This is a genomic window from uncultured Bifidobacterium sp. (assembly GCF_959020145.1).
Lineage (GTDB): Bacteria > Actinomycetota > Actinomycetes > Actinomycetales > Bifidobacteriaceae > Bifidobacterium.
Window position 1 is genome coordinate 24288 of sequence record NZ_CAUEQY010000008.1, and the last position, 18157, is coordinate 42444.

Here is an 18157-nt window from a genome sequence, read left to right on the forward strand (position 1 = left end):
TTTTCATTCGCCCCGATACCTGAGCGGTGCGCTTTGAATAGTCAACAATTAACTATTGATTGCGTCTGTGAAGGACGGGGCGTTTTTCGTGGGCGATCACAGGATGCGAACGGTTGGGTGTTCGCGAAAGGAGCAGCCGTATGGCTGAATTGAAGTTGATTTCCGCCGAGTCGGTGACGGAGGGCCATCCGGATAAGGTCTGCGACCAGATTTCCGATGCGATTCTCGACGATATGCTCGCGCAGGATCCGCATTCCCATGTCGCCGTGGAGACCTGCGCCACGGTCGGACAGTTCTTCGTGTTCGGTGAGGTGACCAGCGAAGGCTATTCCGACATCCAGAACATCGTGCGCTCCGTGGTGCGCAATATCGGCTACACCAGCTCCCGCGTGGGACTTGACGCCGATTCCTGCGGTGTGACGGTGTCGCTTACCGAGCAAAGTCCGGAAATCAACCAGGGCGTTGCCCGGTTGAGTGGCGAGGAGGAGTCGAAGGCGTCCCGTGAACAGCGGTATGAGGCGCAAGGCGCGGGCGACCAAGGCGTGATGTTCGGCTATGCGTGCGACGAGACCGACGTGCTTATGCCGTTGCCGATTCATCTGGCGCACCGTCTGGCGTATCGTCTCGCCGAAGTGCGCAAGAGCGGCGAGGTGCCGCATCTTCGTCCGGATGGCAAGACGCAGGTGACCATCGAATACGACGACGATGACCATCCCGTGCGTCTCGACACCGTGCTGGTCTCCACCCAGCACGACCCGGAAGTGGACCAGGCATGGCTTAAGGAACAGCTCACCGAACATGTGATCCGTCCGGTGCTGGATGACGTGCTCGCCGACCGTGTGGCCCACGACGAATACCGCGTGCTGGTGAATCCGACCGGCTCGTTCATCCTCGGCGGTCCGGCAGCCGACGCCGGTCTGACCGGCCGCAAGATCATCGTCGACACCTACGGCGGCGCTGCCCACCATGGCGGCGGCGCGTTCTCCGGCAAGGATCCGAGCAAGGTGGATCGTTCCGCGGCCTATGCGGCACGCTGGGTGGCCAAGAACATCGTGGCCGCCGGCCTTGCCCACAAGGTCGAGGTGCAGGTCGCCTACGCCATCGGCGTGGCCGATCCGGTGTCCATCAACGTGGAGACCTACGGCACCGAGATCGGTGCGACCCGCGAGCAGATCCAGCAGGCGGTGCGCAAGGTGTTCGACCTGCGTCCCGCCGCCATCATCGACGAGCTTGACCTGAAGCGTCCGATCTACTCCAAGACCGCGGCCTACGGCCATTTCGGTCGCGAGGATGCCGACTTCACTTGGGAAGCCACCAACATGGTCGACGAACTCAAGGAGGCCATCAAGGCTTGAAAACGCGGCCGACGTCCTACGATGAAACAGGCGTCGGCGCATGCGTTACCCTTGCATTATGACCAATGAGGATGCCGAGCAGCTGGCGCTTGACGGGCTTGCCCCGCGCAAGCGGCGCAAACGCGCGCCCGCCGTCAAAACGCCAGCCGCCGAACATCCCATAGCCCAAGTGGTGCTGGACATCCAGGCCACGCATCTGGGACAGACCTTCGACTATTTCGTCGAGGAAAAATACTCTGCGGCCGCCCAACCCGGCGTGATGGTGCGCGTCCGCTTCGGCGGGCAGCGGGTCAACGGCATCATATGGAAACGCGCCGATACCAGCGCCACACCCGAATCATCGATACGTTACATCGAACGTGTGGTCACCGACCGTGTGCTCGTTCCCGAATCCATGCGCGACGATATGACGCGCATCGCGGACGCGTTCGGCGGCACGCGCGCCAATATCCTCCGCCTGGCAGTGCCGCCGCGCGTGGCAAAAGTCGAAAGCCAGCTGCGCGTCGGCAATCGCGATGCCGCAGGAACCGCGGCGGGCAAACAACGGCTCGCCGCCGTCGACCAGGAGATATACGGCCAGTTGCAACGTCAATACGGCAACATCAATCTGCTGCATGACGCGCTGCAAGGCAGACGTTTCCAATCGTTCGTCTTCGACCTGCTACCCGGTGCCGACCATTGGCGGCGCTGCGCGGCATGGATGGTGGCCGCGGCGCTCGCTCAGAACAAGCCGGCGGTGCTGGTGCTGCCGACCATGCGGGAGATCGCCGACATGACTGAGACCCTACGGTCGGTCGGCTTGAAACCATTCGCTCCGACTGGGGCCGCGAACGGCGTCTATGACGGCGATTTCGCGGTGCTCAACGCGCAGATGGCGCCAGCCGACCGTTACCGGGCATATCTCGCGATCAGCTGCGGACAAGTGCGTTGCGTGCTGGGCACGCGCGCCGCCATGTACGCGCCGGTGGAAGGCAACGCGCTGTTCCTCATCCTTGATGACGTGTGCTACCAGGACGCCGACGGCATGATGCCGTACGCCAACGCGCGCGGTGTGCTTCGGCTCCGCGCGAAATCGCATAACGGCGTGTTCGTCGCGATGGCCAATGCGCGCAGCGCGCAAAGCCAATGGGAAACCGACGCGGCGCACGTCGGAGACACGCAGGTGAGCGGCTTCAGCACGCCCATACACGCGTTGCCGGTCGTGACCAAGGAAGCGTCTCCATGGATTCGCTGGCTCAATCGCGACGAGCTGGCACGACTCGCCGATCCGACCATCGGCGCACGCGTGCCACACACCGCGGTCCGGATACTGTCCAAAGCTTTGGAAACCGGTCCGGTGCTGCTGTCCATACCGCAGGACGGCATCACCGAAGCGTTAAGCTGTTCGAAATGCCACCGCCAAGTACGATGCGCGCGTTGCACGGGACCATTGGAACGGTTGGCGGACGGAACGATTCGATGCCGCTGGTGCGGCGCCGCCACCGTGCAATGGTCATGCCCGACATGCCATAACGAGCGCATGCGCGTGGTCAGGGTCGGCGCCGCCGGAACCGCGATGGAACTGGCCAGACTGTTCCGTGGCGTGCCGATGGTGCTGTCCACGCCAAGCCAGCCAAGAGGCGTCGTGTCCGATATCGGATTCGCTCCGCAACTGGTCATCGCCACGCCCGGCGCGGAGCCGCGTGTGCGCGGGGAGAGTCCGGCACAATGCGAATACCGTGCCGTGGCCATCCTCGACGCGTGGACCAGTTTGTATGCGTCCGGCATCGACGCCGATGTGGACACGTTGACCGGATGGATGCGCGCGGTGTCGCTGTGCGCGCCGCGGACCCGTGGAGGACAGGCGCTGCTGATCGGGGAAACAGATCCCGTGCTCGCACGATCGTTGATGCTGTGGAATTCGCCGATGCTTGCCCAAGTCGAAGTGGAGGACCGCGCCCAGACCGCGCTGCCGCCGGTATTCGCCGCGGCCTGCGTGTGGGGCCGACGAGATGCGGTTGGGACGATGTTGAAACGAATCGGCGCGTTGGCCGGCGGCGACATGGCCACCATCGACACGATCGCCGGTACGATGCCGTCCGTCTTGGGGCCGGTGCCGATTCCGCAGCCACGCACCATCGATTCACGTGAATTGGAAGGCACCGCGGACAGGGTCAAAGCAGTCGTGCGCGTCCCACAGGGCAGACGTGCCGAATTGGCGTTGCGGCTGCGTTCGGCAAGCGCCCGCCACGTGGCTTCACGCGAACCTGGGGAACTGCGATTCCAGATGGATCCGAAGGAACGCATCTGACGGACGTCCCCTCAACGTGAAACACTGGAACGACTGATGACGTTGACGTTAGGAATGGAGAAACGCATGAAAGGCTGGCCGGGAGAGCCGCAAATGGAATATGACGTGCTTATGGCCGACGGCAACGCCGCTGCGAACGCCGGCCGGCAGATCACCGACGTGATCTTCGATTTCGGCAACGTGCTTATCTATTGGGATCCGGCGGCGGTGATGACCCCACGGTACTCGGACGGACTGGTGGAACAGTTCCTCGACAATGACGTTTCCGGCTTCTACGACATCAACAACGAACTGGACGCCGGCATGTCCAATGACGATGGCGTGGCTCTGATGCGTGAACGCCACGGAGACCAGTGGGCCGATATGATGCGGTACTATCTGGACAATTTCGTCGATTCGCTGACCGGCGTGGTGCCAGGCGCGCGCGTGCTCATCAACGATCTGAAAGCAGCCGGCGTCCACGTATGGGGCTTGAGCAACTGGCAGAAGGACTCGTTCCCGATTGCGCTTGATAATTTCGATATTCTGCGCAGTCTTGAGGACCGCGTGGTGTCCGGTTACGTGGGACTGCGCAAACCGCACCGCGATATTTACGATTACGCTCTAAAACAGTTCGGCATCGACGCTTCCGGCGCGCTGTTCGTGGATGACAAGGCGATGAACATCGTCGGCGCGAACGAAGCCGGCATTCGCGGCGTACGGTTCAAGGATGCCCGCGCGTTGCGCACCCTGCTGATCGACGCGGGCGTGGCGATTCCCGCGGTACATGAAAAATAACGACATACGCAGATTAGACAGACGGTTGTGCTTGCGGTCGCTATGCGGGATCGACGCATACGGTCGCATGCATTGATGGATATGAAGGTGAGGAGATTCGTCTCATGTTGAAAGTGCTGTTCGCAGGTACGCCGGATGTGGCGGTGCCGTCGTTGAAACTATTGGCCCAGGATACCGAGCATTTCGAAGTGGTGGCCGTGCTCACCAGGCCGGACGCGCCAACCGGACGAGGTCGCAAACTGGTGGCGAATCCAGTCAAGCAGGCCGCGCTCGAACTCGGTCTGCCGGTCATCGAATCCGATCCGAGCGAGGAAACGTTCGTGTCCGAGCTTGCGGCCACCGGCGCACAGGCCGCCGCTGTGGTGGCGTACGGCAAGATCCTGAAACAGGACGTGCTCGACGCGCTGCCGATGGGCTGGTACAACCTGCATTTCTCCCTGCTGCCCCAATGGCGTGGCGCCGCTCCGGTGCAACGTTCCATCTGGGCCGGCGAAAAGGTGACTGGTGCCACGGTTTTCCGCATTGTGCGCGCCATGGATGCCGGTCCGATTCTGGCGCAATCCACCGTGGAAATCGGCGCGCACGAAACCGCCGGCGAGCTTCTGAGCCGTCTTGCTGAAGATGGATCACGCCTGCTTGCGGCATCGTTGCAGGCCATGGCCAACGATCAGATCGCTCCGGTGGAGCAGCCTGCCGGCGCATATGAGGTGGCTCAGAAGATCACCGTTGAAGACGCGCATATCCGCTTCGACGTGCCGGTATTCGCCGCCGACCGCCAGATTCGCGCATGCACGCCGAATCCGGGAGCCTGGTGCGAACTGCATGCCCATGCGGACGCCGAACCGGCGACCCTGCACGTATTGCGCGCGCAGCCGGCCGACATGTCCAATCCGAACGCACCGGCATCGCTTGAACCCGGCCATATCGTGGCCGGCAAGAAGAACGTGTGGGTCGGCACCTCCACCGAGCCGCTCGAGCTGCTGGAAGTTAAAGCGCAAGGCAAGAAAGCCATGCGCGCCGCCGACTGGGCCCGTGGCGCCCACCTCGATAACGCCTTCTGTGAGTAAGATTTTTGTTTCTACTGTAAGTATGTGAGTAGCTGCGGCGTCCGCGACCGGCGGGCGGCATGCATTGACGACACGCTCCGGGCCGCTCAGGCCAAGTCTTTACGGTCTTACAACGCATGCCGCCCACCGGTCGCTCGTAGGTGCGGAAAAGTTATTTGAGATAATCGAGGATTTTCGCCAGATCACGTTCATTGAGCCGGTGCGGAGCATCCTTCTGCACTTTCGGTTTGGCGCAGAACGCCACGCCAAGACCGGCCGCATGAATCATCGGCAGATCGTTCGCGCCGTCGCCAACCGCAACGGTCTGCGCCATATCGATGCCCATCCGCGCGGCCCACGCGCGCAACGATTCCAGCTTCGTATCCTTCGTGACGATATCGCCCAGCACGTGTCCCGTCAGCCTGCCATCGGCAGCCTCCAAACGGTTCGCAATCCAATAATCGAGATGCGCATCGGCCGCGAGACGGTCCACAACCTCGTGAAAACCACCGGAGACCACGCCGACCTTCCAATCATGCGCGTGAAGCGTGTCAATCAGTTCAAGCGCACCATGCGTGAAATGCACGCGATGGTAGACCTCATCGAAAATCGTGGTCGGCAGACCCTTCAATAACGCCACGCGTGCGCGCAGCGCCTCGCGGAAATCAAACTCGCCGTTCATGGCTCGAGCGGTGACGGACGCTATCTGCTCGCCGACTCCCGCGGCCACGCCGAGCTCGTCGATGACCTCTTCGTCGATCAACGTGGAATCCACATCCATCACCAGCAGTCCGGGAGCGGACAGCGTGGGCAGGGATGCCATGGATGCGATGTTCGGCGTTTCTTGTTCAAGCATGGTTCCGATTGTCGGAAATCATTAGGACAATGGGTATTCTTGAGGGTTGAACGTGTTGGAAAGCGAGGTCGACATGAACGATCATGACGAAGAGACGCTCGCGTCGCTGCAGCAGGCCAACGACCAGCTCATGGCCAAGAACCATGCGCTGGTCAAGGCGTTGAGCCGCGCCACGCAGGAAATGACGAAAACCAAGGCCCAATTGAACCAGCTGGCGGGGCCTCCCATGACTTTCGCCACCATGGTCCGCGTGCATTCAGCCAAAACGGACGGGCAGGGCGTGCAGCATGCCAGCGCCGAAGTGGCTGCCGGCGCGAGACGCATGATCGTGCCGATCGCGGCGAATCTGCAAGCTTCCAGGCTCGAACCGGGACGTACCGTGCTGCTCAACGAGAACATGGTGGTGGTCTCACAGCTCGACACCGACACGCTGGGCGCGGTGCGCTCGGTACGGCAGGTGTGCGATGACGGCCGCCTGCTGGTCGCGGATGGCGGCGGCAACGTGACGTTGGTCCGATGCTCGGGAACGCTTGCCAAACAGGCCATCAGCGCGGGCGATCGCGTGAACGTCGACGCATCTCTGCGGTTCGCGCTTTCGTTGGTTCCCCCCGAAAACGACGACGATTTGGTTCTGGAAGAAGTGCCGGACGTCACCTTCGCCGACATCGGCGGACTGGACGAGCAGATAGAACGTATCCGCGACGCCGTGCAGATGCCGTTCCAGCATCGCGAACTGTTCGAACGCTACGACCTGAAACCGCCGAAAGGCGTGCTGCTGTACGGTCCTCCAGGCAACGGCAAGACACTGATCGCCAAAGCCGTGGCGAACGCGCTCGCCGAAGGCACCGACGCGGGAAGTGGCGTGTTCCTGTCGGTCAAAGGACCGGAGCTGCTTAACAAATTCGTGGGCGAATCGGAACGTCTGATCCGCATGATCTTCAAACGCGCCCGCGAACGAGCGGCCGACGGCAAACCGGTCATCGTGTTCATCGACGAGATGGATTCGCTGCTGCGCACCCGCGGCACGGGCGTTTCGTCCGACGTGGAGACCACCATCGTGCCGCAGTTCCTGACCGAGCTGGACGGTGTGGAATCGCTGGACAACGTCATGGTGATCGGAGCCTCCAACCGCATCGACATGATCGATCCGGCGGTGTTGCGCCCCGGACGCCTCGACGTGAAGATCCGCGTGGACCGTCCGGGCATCCAGCAGGCGACCCAGATCGTCCGCCACTATCTGACAGACAAGCTGCCGTTGTCTCCGAACGTGGATGCGAAGGCGTTGATCGGCGTGCTGGTCAACGACATCTACGCGCAGGACGAGCATCGGCACCTTTGCGACATCTGCGACGACCATGGCCAGTGGCGTCCGGTGTACCTCGCCGACGTGGTGTCCGGCGCGGTGCTCAAGAACATCGTGGACCGTGCCAAAACCTATGCGGTGAAACTGTCCATCACCACCGGACAGGCTGCGGCGATCGGCATCAATCTGCTGGCCAAAGCCGTGGACGAAGAATACGGTGAGACCCGGGACGCGCTGCTGGATGCGGATCCGGAACAGTGGAGCCGCATCAACGGGCTTGAACCCGGACGGGTGACCGGCATCAGACCGGTGGCATGAATGCCGGCCGGCGTATGAATGCTGGACGGTATGGTATGGAACGCAATCTAAATACGGAAAGGAACGGCGCGATGAGCGTTCGCAGGGTCATGGGCACGGAAACGGAATACGCGGTCTCCGCGCCAGGACAAGGCCGCTACAATCCGGTGCAGCTCTCATTCGACGTGGTTGGCGCCGCCTCGGATGCGTCACGCAGCCATATCCGCTGGGACTACCGGCAGGAAGACCCCGTCAACGACGCGCGCGGCACCAGACTGGAACGTGCGGCGGCCCACCCGGACCTGCTCACCGACGCCCCACAGCTCAACATCACCAACGTGATCGCCCCTAACGGGGGTCGTATCTACGTCGACCACGCGCATCCCGAATACTCCGCGCCGGAAACAACCGACCCCTTCGAAGCGGTGCGATACGACCGTGCCGGCGATCTCATCATGCGCGCCGCCGCAGCCAAGGCAAGCGAGACGACGGGACGGAAAATCGTGCTGCACCGCAACAACGTCGACGGCAAAGGAGCCAGCTGGGGCACGCACGAAAACTACATGATGCTGCGGTCGGTACCGTTCGACCTGGTGACACGCCTCATGACCACGCACTTCGTCTCCCGACAGATCTTCATCGGCTCCGGCCGCGTCGGCATCGGCGAACATAGCGAAAACGCCGGCTACCAGCTAAGCCAACGTGCCGACTACTTCCATATGAAAGTCGGTTTGCAGACCACATTCGACCGGCCGATCATCAACACCAGAGACGAATCGCACAGCACCGACGAATACCGCAGACTGCACGTGATCGTCGGCGACGCCAACCGCATGGACGTGCCACAGGCCTTGAAACTCGGCACCACCAGCATGCTGCTGTGGCTGCTCGAACACGCCGACATGGCCGAAATCGACTTGAACGAGGCGCTGGAACCGCTTACGCTCGCCGACCCGGTGGAAGCCATGCACACGGTATCGCACGACCTGACCCTGGCCGCCCCACTACCATTGGAAACAGGTGGAACCACCACCGCATGGCAGATGCAGGTCACTTTGCGTGGACTGGTATATGCGGCCGCGGCAACGGTATACGGCACCGACACATCCGGAGAGCCGGCATGGCCCGACCGCTCCACCCGCAACATCATGGCGATGTGGGGGCAGGCTCTCGCCGACGTCGCCACCGTACGCCATGCCGACGATGACGGACGACTGACGATGCGGGAACAGGCGTCACGTCTCGAATGGCTGCTCAAATGGCAGTTGCTGGAGAAACTACGCCGCAAGACCGGTTCGGATTGGACCGATCGGCGCCTGGCCGCGGTCGATCTGAAATGGGCCGCGCTCGATCCGGCCGATTCGATTTTCACCCGGCTTGCCGGACAGACCGAACGACTGGTGACGGATAAGCAGCTTGCCGAGGCGGTCGGCCAAGCGCCGGCCGACACACGCGCATGGCTGCGCGCGGAGATCATACGACGTTTCCCCGAACAGGTCGTTGCGGCGTCGTGGTCCCACCTTACGGTGCGCGGCGAGTCGTCCGGTGATGAAAACGTGGAGAATTCGATGGTCTCGTTGGACATGTCCAATCCGTTGAAATTCACGGAATCCTTGTGTTCCGAAGCGTTCGAGCATGTCCACACTGCGAGCGGAATCGTGGAATCCCTGCGTTGAATCTCATGTTGTGCGGGTACCATTGCCGTAGGTGATGGCAGAGGCCATACCCATAGTCGATGAACCACACGGCAGGACGCTTGAGGGAGAGGGTGCGTCCAAGCCGGTTATGAGGAAACGAAAAGGCATACTACATGGAATTGAGGCAAGTGGCCCTCGAAGTGGCCCGTATCCTGCAGGATGCAGGCAAGCACGCGTTGAACGATCAAATGAATCCGCGTGATCTGAAAAGTTTTGAAATAACGGACAATCATCTGAGCTTCACCTCCGACATCGATAAGCGGTTGGCGCAATTCATCAGCAACCGCATCACGTATGTGGATGTGTTCGATGGTTTCTGGCAGTTCCGTCCGGAAGAATGCCATCCGGGGGAACGGTATTGGTGCGTTGGCGGCATCGACGGCGCGATCAATTTCGTGCGCAGCATGCCGGAATGGACCATCACCGTCTCACTGTTCGAGTTCAACGACCAATGCTCCGCGCAGCCGATCCTTTCGGTGGTGCATGCTCCGGCGCTTGGCCTGACCTACCTGGCGGTGCGCGGATCCGGAGCCATCCGCATCCGCAAGACGCCGCTTGGAGACAAACGCGAGAAGATCATGCCGTCCACCACCCCGTCCCTTGACTATGCGGTGGTGAGCTTCGGCATGTCCCATGTGCCGGAGGAATCCAAGCGCGCGCTTGAAGTGGTGTCGCGTATCTCCGGCCGTCCGGCCGACATCAAGCGCGTTGGCCCCTCCTCCTTGGATTTGTGCAAGGTGGCGGACGGTACATATGACGCGTATTTCGAAGCGCATCTGCACAAGTGGGACGTTCCCGCGGTTTCCGCCGGAGCCGTCGTGGTCTGGGAAGCGCAGGGGCATCTGAGCCGGTGGAACGGCGATCTTGTCCACTGGCGTCAGGAAAACGACGTACTCGCCACCAACGGTCTGATTACCGATGATCTGCGCCAGTATTTGGCATAAGACTGATTGACTGCCCCACACCTGGGTTAAGGTGTGGGGCAGTATGCTATTCGCAGGAGAACCCGCAAAGACGCTTTCGGAGAAAGGAAGGACCATGCCCCAGAAATTTGAGCAGATGCAATCCGCCGAACAAAAACATGACGAGGATGAGACCATTGCGCAGGCTGGCACCCAGATCGATGACACGGTCGATGCGCTTGACGCGGTGCTGGACGACATCGAATCGGTCCTCGAATCCAACGCCGAGGAATATGTGGGCAGCTTCGTCCAAAAAGGCGGCGAGTGATGCCGCAGCTGCGTGACAGCGGCAACCATTCCACAGCGCCGCTTGACGCCCATACCAAGGACGAAATCCAATCCTTCGCCCGTATTTTCGGCATCGAAACCGAATACGGTGTGAGCGTGACCGGTTCGGACCGCCCATGCGACGCCGGACAGACGGCGATGATGATGTTCCAGCCGATTGTGGCCGAAGCGAGATCCACCAACACATATATTGAAAACGGTTCAAGACTCTACCTTGATGTCGGCTCGCACCCCGAGTACGCCACGGCGGAAGCCCGGGATCCGATGGACGCGCTGGCATTGGATGCGGCCGGCGAATTGGTGATGAGGGATCTTGCCCTGGACGCCCAACGTCGTCTGCGCTCCATCCAGGGAGCCGGCTCCACGGTCCATGTGTTCAAAAACAATGTGGATTCCGCCGGGCATTCCTTCGGCTGCCATGAGAATTACCTGGTGCGACGGTTCGTGCCGTTGAAGACGATCGAACAGGAGCTGCTGCCGTTCCTGATCACCCGGCAGCTGTTCACCGGCGCAGGACGTATGGGGGAGCAGGGCTTCCAGATCACGCAGCGTGCCGATTTCCTCGATGAGGCGGTCTCATCGGCCACCACGCGCTCGCGTCCGATGGTCAACACGCGCGACGAACCGCATGCCGATCCTGACGCGTTCAGACGGCTGCATGTGATCATCGGCGATTCGAACCGGTCCCAGTGGGCCACGATGATGAAGCTCGCCACCACGCATCTGGTGTTGTGCGTCATCGAACAGGCCGGGCGCGAAGGCAAGGATTCCGGGTTCGCCCGATTCTCCTTCGCTGACGCCAGTGCGGCCAACCATAAGGTAAGCCGTGACCTGACGGGCGTCGAAGCGTCCTTCGACATGGCAGACGGCACTGTCATGGAAGGCGGTGCCGTAGCGATTCAGGAACGTTATCTTGAAATCGTCGAACGATTCGTTGGACAACATACCGAAGTGTGCTCCTCGTTGCCGCGCACGGACGTGCATGAGGTGATTCGCCAATGGAGGCGTGTCATAGAGGCGTTCCGCTCGGGGGCTAGCGAAACGTTCGCCGACAAGGTCGATTGGCTTGCCAAACGACGGCTGTTCGACATGCTCCGCAACCGTGCGGGGAGCCGACTCTCCGTCAGCAAGTTGGAACAGTTGGACATGGACTACCATGACGTGGCCAACGGCGCGCTGTACGCCTCGCTGTGCCGTCGCGGAGCCATGCGCACGTTGGTCAACGAGTCACAAGCACATGAGGCCATCGATGTTCCTCCCCACGATACCCGCGCCGCACTGCGTGGACGGTTCATCCAGTCGGCACGATCGCACAACGCGCAATATTCCTGTGATTGGACGCGACTATCGCTGACCTCGCCGAACAGGATGGACGTGACGTTGCTTGATCCGTTCGACGCACAACCGTCCGACCGGTTCCTCACGATACTAGAGGCTTTGCAGTAGCCAAAAGCCTGCGATGGAAGACTCGTCTCCACCGCAGGCTTTTGATATTGGTTGGTCGGATTGTAACTGCCGCTCAGACTTCTCCACGGTATTTGGCCATCATCTGCGACTGGAGTTGTTGCGCGCTTGGCGGCGTCCACGTGATCGCGTCGGCGCCCGCATCAATGGTGGCGAGAATACGGTCTTCACGACCTCCGCCCGAAGCCAGAATCGGGATTTCCGGATGATGCGCGCGGATGCTTGCCACGACTTGCGCGGTTCTTGCACCGGCTGCCACATTGATGATGGCCGCACCGGCAAGAATCTTGCATTCGGTGATTTCATCATCCTCCGTGACCGTGGCGATGACGGGGATGTCCACCATCGACATGGTCGTTTCGATGGTTTCCGCCGGTGCCGGCGCGTTGATGACCACGCCGGCCGCGCCCTGCATCTCCGCCACCATGGCCAGCTCTGCCACACGCGGACCGGTGGTGGTGCCTCCACCCACGCCGACGAACAGCGGCATCTGCGCCACGGTGAGCAGCGCCTGCGTGATCACCGGTTCGCCGGTGAAAGGGTACACCGCGAGGATGGCGTTCGCGTTCGTGTTGCGGATAATCACCGCATCGGTGGTATAGGCGAACGATTTGAGCGTATGACCTTTGACGGTGATGCCGCCGCAACGCTGCGTGATGATTTCCGGAACCCTGGCATTGGGGGAGGTGAGTCTGCCTTCGACCTTCGCCGTACCGTAGGTGCTTCGCGACACGTGCGGCACGGCTGAATGCTGCTCCACAGCCACTGACGCGCTGGGGGTGAATAGCGAACGCTTGTTGAGACGGATGAGATCCGGATCGTCCGCACCGGAATCATGTTCCTGCCCGACGCTCATTCCCGCACCTCCTCATCCGTATGGTTCAGCATGAGGAATTCGTGGATCGCCTTGCGGCGTTCGGAAATCTCCTCATCCAGAAGTTTGGTATCGGTGTTGTCGATGATACGCTGCAGCAGTTCGCCGAGAGTGGAAAGTTCCTCGTCGTTCAGGCAGTCGAGCATATGAACGTCGGCTTCGATGGGTTTGGACGGCTTGGGCCGTGGAACCGTTCCCCGTCTTGCCGCGTCGACGTTCCGCACGTGTGTGGTGGCGCGAGCCACGGTCCGGGCACGTGTCGTTTTGAGCTTGGTGTGGATGAGCAGGATGTTGAGTTTGTGGATTTCGTCGATGATCTGTCTGCGTTGGTCGACCATGACATCCCCCTTTATCTAGTCATATTGTCTAGTATCATAGCGCATAGTGTGGGATGACATTGCCTTTGCCTGTTATAAAAAGAAAAAAGAGAGGTTCCAACCATCCGTGGTTGAAACCTCTCATATAGGTCTGCGTAGTCGACTTACTTGGTGACGGCCTTCTTCAGCAGGGAGCCGGCAGAGATGCGAACGCCGTAGGTTGCCGGAATCTCGATGGTTTCGCCAGTGCGCGGGTTGCGGCCGGTGCGGGCTGCGCGCTTGACGCGCTCGGCGGAGAACAGGCCGGTCAGCTTCAGGCCTTCGCCGGACTGCATTGCCTCGACGAACACGTCCTGGAAAGCGTTCACCGCAGCCTCAGCCTGAGCCTTGGTCAGGTTGGACTTCTGGGCGATCTTCGAGACGAGATCAGACTTGTTGTATGCCATAAAGCATCCTTCTTGAGTCAGGGGATATTCCGCTTATGAACATCCACGTTCATTGCAATGATAGCGCACGCATGTGCCAAAAATGCCATTTTCCAAGGGTTTTGGCCCTTTTGATTCAGTATAGGGGGAGAAAAACCCTAACGGGGGGGTTGGGTTAGATCAAATTATGCCTGTCCAGCCATTTCATAGCCACGGCTCCCATTGGAATTCTCAGCCAATAGAAGGCGATTCGGTAGACGAGAGTAGCGGAGACGGCGATGGTGGAGGGGATGCCCACGGCGGTGAAGGCCACGGACAACGCGGCTTCGACCGCGCCAAGGCCGCCTGGTGTCGGCACTGCGGAACCGAGCGTATTCGCCAGCAGGAAGATGAATGTGGTCTCCACCGGATTGGTGTGGCATCCGAAAGCCATCAATGCAATCCAGAATCCCAATCCGGTCGAGATGTTGAGCACCAATGCGCCGAGGATGCCGAAGGCCAGCTCCTTCGGGTGGGACAACACGTTGACGAGACTGCGTGCGTAGGACTTGACGATGGGCAGGTACTTCTCCGTGACGATGTGCCGCACCGGGGGAATGGCCATGGCCGCGGAAATCACCAATGCGACGATGGTGATCACCAAAATCAGCGTGTTGGTGGGAATCATGCCGGACAGTGTGTTGCGTCCGGTGAAGATGCCGATCAGCAGCAGCAGAATGATGGTGGTGCCGCCCTGCACCGCCCATACGGCGCTCATGATGGCGGTGGCCGCGGTATTGCGGTAGCCGCTCTTGCGCAGGAACTGCAGGTTGACAAAGGCCGGGCCGACGCCGGCGGGCATGGAGACCGCGGTGAAGCCCGAAGCCATTTGGGAACAGTACAAGCCGATCGGATTGCGTTTATCGGCATCCATGAAACAGCCAAGGGTCATGGCCGATCCGAACCAAGCCAGCAGTCCGAACAGCACGCATACCAGAGCCATGGCGATGTTGGCCTCTTTGACCGCCTTGATCATTTCGGCCGGTTGAATCTGGGTGAACACCACATACACGGCGACGACCAGCAGCGCGATCGCGATGAAGGAACGGAAACTGAACCGCGACAGCGTAACCGTTTCCATGGAATCCGCGACCTCTTGCGGAGCCAAAGCCGCGATACGGGAACGCAGCGTGTTGAGCATGTGCTTGTCGCAGGCGGGCAGGGCGCGTATCGCCGCCGGAACCGCCGCCTTCTGGATGAATGGCGCCAGGTCGATCAGTTGCTCGTCGCCCCACGTCCTGCGGGCGCATGCGATCGCACGGTCGATGCCGTTCAGCGCGCCGAGCAGAACCAGCAGCTGTACTTTGTCCAGCGCATAGTTTGGCGGCGCGCTGCCATAGTCGCCATTCTGCCATCCTGCGATCACCGGCTGTCCGTTTTCCATGCGCGACAACGTTTCGGGAGTGATTCGACGATGGGTGAAGCCGTGCCGGTGCGCTTCGGACAGATAGGTCATGAACAATTCCATGTCATGGTCGGACATGGTGTTCGGATTGCATTCCAAGGGCATGTGGTCGCGGTGAAACACCAGAATGGACGATTCGCTGCTGTCTGCGACTCCGTAGACTCCCGGCACCGTCAATCCGGCGTTCTGCAGGCCGAGAATCATCGCGTAATGGTGGTGGATGGCGTCGAAGGAGGAACGGTCACGGCGCATGGAGACCCCGGTCAGCCTGACCCATTGCCATAGCTGGTTGAGATAGCCTGCCATATGCACTTGGTTATCGAGAACGGATACCGTGTATTGGTGGCCGTCGACGTCGATGGCGTCGTAGATGCGTGAGTTCTCGGTCAGATCATCGTCCAATGTGGTCTTCAGCATGCCGGAATCGGTGTAGGTCGCGAGCCTGCGGGAGAGCGACGCCACGTCGATGCCGATGGAACGGAGCGCCTGCGCCACCTGGTTGCCCCAAGCTCCGTTGGTCTGTGTGCCGAGCATGAAACGGATCAGCATGCCCAAGGCACGTCCCGCGGCAAAGGAGACCAGCACGCCGGAAAGCGAATTCCATGACAGCACCACGAACAGCACGGCGACCGTGTAGAGGATGTTCCAGCCCCATTTGGTGCCGGAACGGGTGCGACGCGGTCCGGCGACGGTAAGGAATGAGGCCATCGCCGCATAAAAATCGGGAAGCAGTCCGGTTCCCACGGAAGTGCCGTTGGACATCATGGACATGATGAGGGTGTCATTGCCCGAGCCGCTGATAAGAGCGGATATGCCCCATATCGCAGCGAAACCGAGAATAAGGGCGATGGCGGAAACCACACTTTGCAGCCATTCCTTGGCGATGAGCAGCTGGATAAGCACGCTGACGGTAATGAAAACTATGGCGATCTGCTGCAACAGCGATGTCGGCACATCCATGAGCCAACTGACCACGTGGCCCGCGGAACGCACGTCGGACTCCACTCCGGAGGTGGTGCCATGCAAGTAGATGGAGAACAGGATGACGGCCGCGCCGACAAGCACGGCGAACAGCGCATGGAGCAGATCCGCGAAATCGCGGTTCCGTTTCGGCGGAACATCCTCAATGCGCGTTTCGTGTTTGCTGGTTGGGAAGTCGTGAGACACTATTGACCTGCTTTATAGGTACGTGGGTGAATACGTCCGGGTGACATGCACCTATTATCGTCTCCGATGATACGCCTTGGGGCGGCTGTGTGAAAACACAGCCGCCCCAAGGCGTATCATCCGCAAGATGAGTGTGGCGATGCGTTATCAGCGGTCGAAGTCAACCAGCTTGCTGGCAACTCCGGTGTATGTCGCCGGAGTCAACGCCTTGAGACGCGCCGCAGTGGCTTCGTCGAAGGCCTGCTGGTCGATGAACCGTTCGACGTCATCCTTGGAGATCTCGTGACCGCGCATGAGCTCCTTGACCTTCTCGTACGGCTTATCCATACCCGGCAGTCCTGCAAGCTCGCAGGCGCGCATGGCGGTCTGGATCGGCTCGCCGAGCACCTCCCAATTGGAATCGAGCTCGGCCTGGATGGCAACATCGTTCGGATGGATGGAGTTCAGACCACCCATCAGATTGTTCAACGCCAGCAGCGAATAGCCCAGCGCGGAGCCGATGTTGCGCTGCGTGGTGGAGTCGGTCAGATCGCGCTGCCAACGCGATTCGACCAGCGTCGCCGACAAAGTGTCCAATAGTGAGCAGGAGATCTCCAGATTGGCTTCGGCGTTCTCGAAACGAATCGGATTGACCTTGTGCGGCATGGTGGAGGAACCGGTCGCGCCCTTGACCGGTACCTGCGCGAACACGCCACGGGAGATGTACATCCACACGTCCACACACAGGTTGTGCAGGATACGGTTGGTGTGGCTGATGGTACCGTACAGTTCAGCCTGCCAATCATGCGATTCGATCTGCGTGGTCAACGGATTCCACGTCAGACCCATACGGTTGGTGACGAACTCGCGGGAGACGGCCACCCAGTCAACATCAGGGCAGGCGGCCAGATGCGCACCGAACGTGCCGGTCGCGCCATTGATCTTACCGAGATATTCCTGGGCCTTGACCTTGTTGAGCTGACGGTTCAGACGATACACATAAACAGCCAGTTCCTTGCCCAGCGTGGTCGGCGTGGCAGGCTGTCCATGGGTCAGCGACAGCATGGCCTTGTCGCGGTAGGCGTCGGCCTTCTGTGCCAGATGGTCGACAATGGCCTGGGCTGCGGGCAGCCACACCTGCTCCACACCGTTCTTCACGCAACGGGCGATGGACAGGTTGTTGATATCCTCGGACGTGCAGGCAAAATGCACGAGAGTCTTCAATCCGGTCAGCTGGGTGTCATGACCCAACACATCGGCGGCCTTCTCCAGCTGGTCGTCGATGTAATACTCCACGGCCTTCACATCATGGTGGGTCTTAGCCTCATAAGCGGCATGCTGGGCAATGCCTTCGGCTCCGAAATTCTCCGGAATGGAACGCAGATACGCCTGCTCATCATCGGTGAGCGGCTTGACACCCGGAACGATGGTCTGATTGCCGTTGCCCTCGAAACCGTTGGCAAGCAGAATCATCCACTCGACTTCGACGCGCATGCGCTCGCGGTTCAACGCCGGTTCGCTCATGTATTCGACAAGGGGAGCGGTCTGCTTGTGGTAGCGGCCGTCAAGAGGGGTCAGTGCGATTGCGGGGGAGATGTCAGTAAGCTTCATAGACA

At 60.6% G+C, this 18157-nt stretch carries 15 protein-coding genes; 9 read left to right on the forward strand and 6 right to left on the reverse strand.

The annotated features are described in order from the left end of the window. The first annotated feature begins 140 nt into the window (after positions 1 to 140). The 4 genes from metK to fmt all read left to right on the forward strand — a co-directional run bounded on the left by metK (position 141) and on the right by fmt (position 5489). Complete coding sequence (gene metK, locus Q5H33_RS04160; RefSeq protein ID WP_215641086.1) at positions 141 to 1355, forward strand: methionine adenosyltransferase; 1215 nt, start codon at positions 141 to 143, stop codon at positions 1353 to 1355. 58 nt (positions 1356 to 1413) lie between these two features. After that, a complete protein-coding gene (locus Q5H33_RS04165) occupies positions 1414 to 3645 on the forward strand; it encodes a primosomal protein N' (protein ID WP_217717067.1) in 2232 nt (743 codons plus the stop codon). 66 nt (positions 3646 to 3711) lie between these two features. After that, the gene (locus tag Q5H33_RS04170) at positions 3712 to 4422 is read left to right on the forward strand and encodes an HAD family phosphatase (protein ID WP_038444285.1); all 711 of its coding nucleotides are present in this window, start codon (positions 3712 to 3714) and stop codon (positions 4420 to 4422) included. A 104-nt stretch (positions 4423 to 4526) separates the two neighbouring features. Then, the gene (gene fmt / locus Q5H33_RS04175) at positions 4527 to 5489 is read left to right on the forward strand and encodes a methionyl-tRNA formyltransferase (RefSeq protein WP_021913944.1); all 963 of its coding nucleotides are present in this window, start codon (positions 4527 to 4529) and stop codon (positions 5487 to 5489) included. A gap of 151 nt (positions 5490 to 5640) precedes the next feature. On the opposite strand, the gene serB is transcribed toward fmt, so the two are convergent. Further along, positions 5641 to 6324, reverse strand: coding sequence for a phosphoserine phosphatase SerB (gene serB / locus Q5H33_RS04180; RefSeq protein ID WP_033499180.1), 684 nt, complete (start codon positions 6322 to 6324; stop codon positions 5641 to 5643). Between the two features lie 73 nt (positions 6325 to 6397). On the opposite strand from serB, the gene arc reads away from it, so the two are divergent. The 5 genes from arc (at position 6398) to pafA (ending at position 12317) form a co-directional block, all read left to right on the forward strand. Then, positions 6398 to 7945, forward strand: coding sequence for a proteasome ATPase (gene arc / locus Q5H33_RS04185; protein ID WP_011742988.1), 1548 nt, complete (start codon positions 6398 to 6400; stop codon positions 7943 to 7945). 71 nt (positions 7946 to 8016) lie between these two features. Then, a complete protein-coding gene (dop, locus tag Q5H33_RS04190) occupies positions 8017 to 9600 on the forward strand; it encodes a depupylase/deamidase Dop (protein ID WP_033499179.1) in 1584 nt (527 codons plus the stop codon). 134 nt (positions 9601 to 9734) lie between these two features. Next, complete coding sequence (locus tag Q5H33_RS04195) at positions 9735 to 10565, forward strand: inositol monophosphatase family protein (RefSeq protein WP_033499178.1); 831 nt, start codon at positions 9735 to 9737, stop codon at positions 10563 to 10565. 94 nt (positions 10566 to 10659) lie between these two features. After that, on the forward strand, positions 10660 to 10851 hold the full coding sequence (locus Q5H33_RS04200) for a ubiquitin-like protein Pup (protein ID WP_021913941.1): 192 nt from the start codon (positions 10660 to 10662) through the stop codon (positions 10849 to 10851). Beyond that, complete coding sequence (gene pafA, locus Q5H33_RS04205; protein ID WP_302423191.1) at positions 10851 to 12317, forward strand: Pup--protein ligase; 1467 nt, start codon at positions 10851 to 10853, stop codon at positions 12315 to 12317. The genes Q5H33_RS04200 and pafA overlap by 1 nt, the downstream gene beginning before the upstream one ends. A 73-nt stretch (positions 12318 to 12390) precedes the next feature. Here pafA and Q5H33_RS04210 read toward each other — a convergent pair whose 3' ends face one another. From Q5H33_RS04210 to purB, 5 genes are all read right to left on the reverse strand, one after another. Further along, a complete protein-coding gene (locus Q5H33_RS04210; RefSeq protein WP_003808645.1) occupies positions 12391 to 13191 on the reverse strand; it encodes a dioxygenase in 801 nt (266 codons plus the stop codon). Continuing rightward, positions 13188 to 13547, reverse strand: a complete 360-nt coding sequence (locus tag Q5H33_RS04215; protein ID WP_003808647.1) for a hypothetical protein — start codon at positions 13545 to 13547, stop codon at positions 13188 to 13190. Before Q5H33_RS04215 ends, Q5H33_RS04210 begins: the two co-directional genes overlap by 4 nt. 143 nt (positions 13548 to 13690) lie before the next feature. After that, positions 13691 to 13972 (reverse strand): HU family DNA-binding protein, encoded by a 282-nt coding sequence (locus Q5H33_RS04220; RefSeq protein WP_003808664.1) that lies wholly within the window; start codon positions 13970 to 13972, stop codon positions 13691 to 13693. A gap of 154 nt (positions 13973 to 14126) precedes the next feature. Continuing rightward, positions 14127 to 16562, reverse strand: coding sequence for a lysylphosphatidylglycerol synthase transmembrane domain-containing protein (locus Q5H33_RS04225; protein ID WP_055680402.1), 2436 nt, complete (start codon positions 16560 to 16562; stop codon positions 14127 to 14129). A gap of 147 nt (positions 16563 to 16709) precedes the next feature. Next, positions 16710 to 18152, reverse strand: coding sequence for an adenylosuccinate lyase (gene purB / locus Q5H33_RS04230; protein WP_033499177.1), 1443 nt, complete (start codon positions 18150 to 18152; stop codon positions 16710 to 16712). Positions 18153 to 18157: the final 5 nt, after the last annotated feature.

Coding starts and splice junctions, on each gene's coding strand:
- pafA (WP_302423191.1), top strand. CDS start 10,851: ATGCCGCAGCTGCGTGACAGCGGCAACCATTCCACAGCGCCGCTTGAC.
- Q5H33_RS04220 (WP_003808664.1), bottom strand. CDS start 13,972: ATGGCATACAACAAGTCTGATCTCGTCTCGAAGATCGCCCAGAAGTCC.
- Q5H33_RS04170 (WP_038444285.1), top strand. CDS start 3,712: ATGAAAGGCTGGCCGGGAGAGCCGCAAATGGAATATGACGTGCTTATG.
- Q5H33_RS04165 (WP_217717067.1), top strand. CDS start 1,414: ATGACCAATGAGGATGCCGAGCAGCTGGCGCTTGACGGGCTTGCCCCG.
- Q5H33_RS04195 (WP_033499178.1), top strand. CDS start 9,735: ATGGAATTGAGGCAAGTGGCCCTCGAAGTGGCCCGTATCCTGCAGGAT.
- purB (WP_033499177.1), bottom strand. CDS start 18,152: ATGAAGCTTACTGACATCTCCCCCGCAATCGCACTGACCCCTCTTGAC.
- serB (WP_033499180.1), bottom strand. CDS start 6,324: ATGCTTGAACAAGAAACGCCGAACATCGCATCCATGGCATCCCTGCCC.
- fmt (WP_021913944.1), top strand. CDS start 4,527: ATGTTGAAAGTGCTGTTCGCAGGTACGCCGGATGTGGCGGTGCCGTCG.
- Q5H33_RS04200 (WP_021913941.1), top strand. CDS start 10,660: ATGCCCCAGAAATTTGAGCAGATGCAATCCGCCGAACAAAAACATGAC.
- metK (WP_215641086.1), top strand. CDS start 141: ATGGCTGAATTGAAGTTGATTTCCGCCGAGTCGGTGACGGAGGGCCAT.
- Q5H33_RS04210 (WP_003808645.1), bottom strand. CDS start 13,191: ATGAGCGTCGGGCAGGAACATGATTCCGGTGCGGACGATCCGGATCTC.
- dop (WP_033499179.1), top strand. CDS start 8,017: ATGAGCGTTCGCAGGGTCATGGGCACGGAAACGGAATACGCGGTCTCC.
- arc (WP_011742988.1), top strand. CDS start 6,398: ATGAACGATCATGACGAAGAGACGCTCGCGTCGCTGCAGCAGGCCAAC.
- Q5H33_RS04215 (WP_003808647.1), bottom strand. CDS start 13,547: ATGGTCGACCAACGCAGACAGATCATCGACGAAATCCACAAACTCAAC.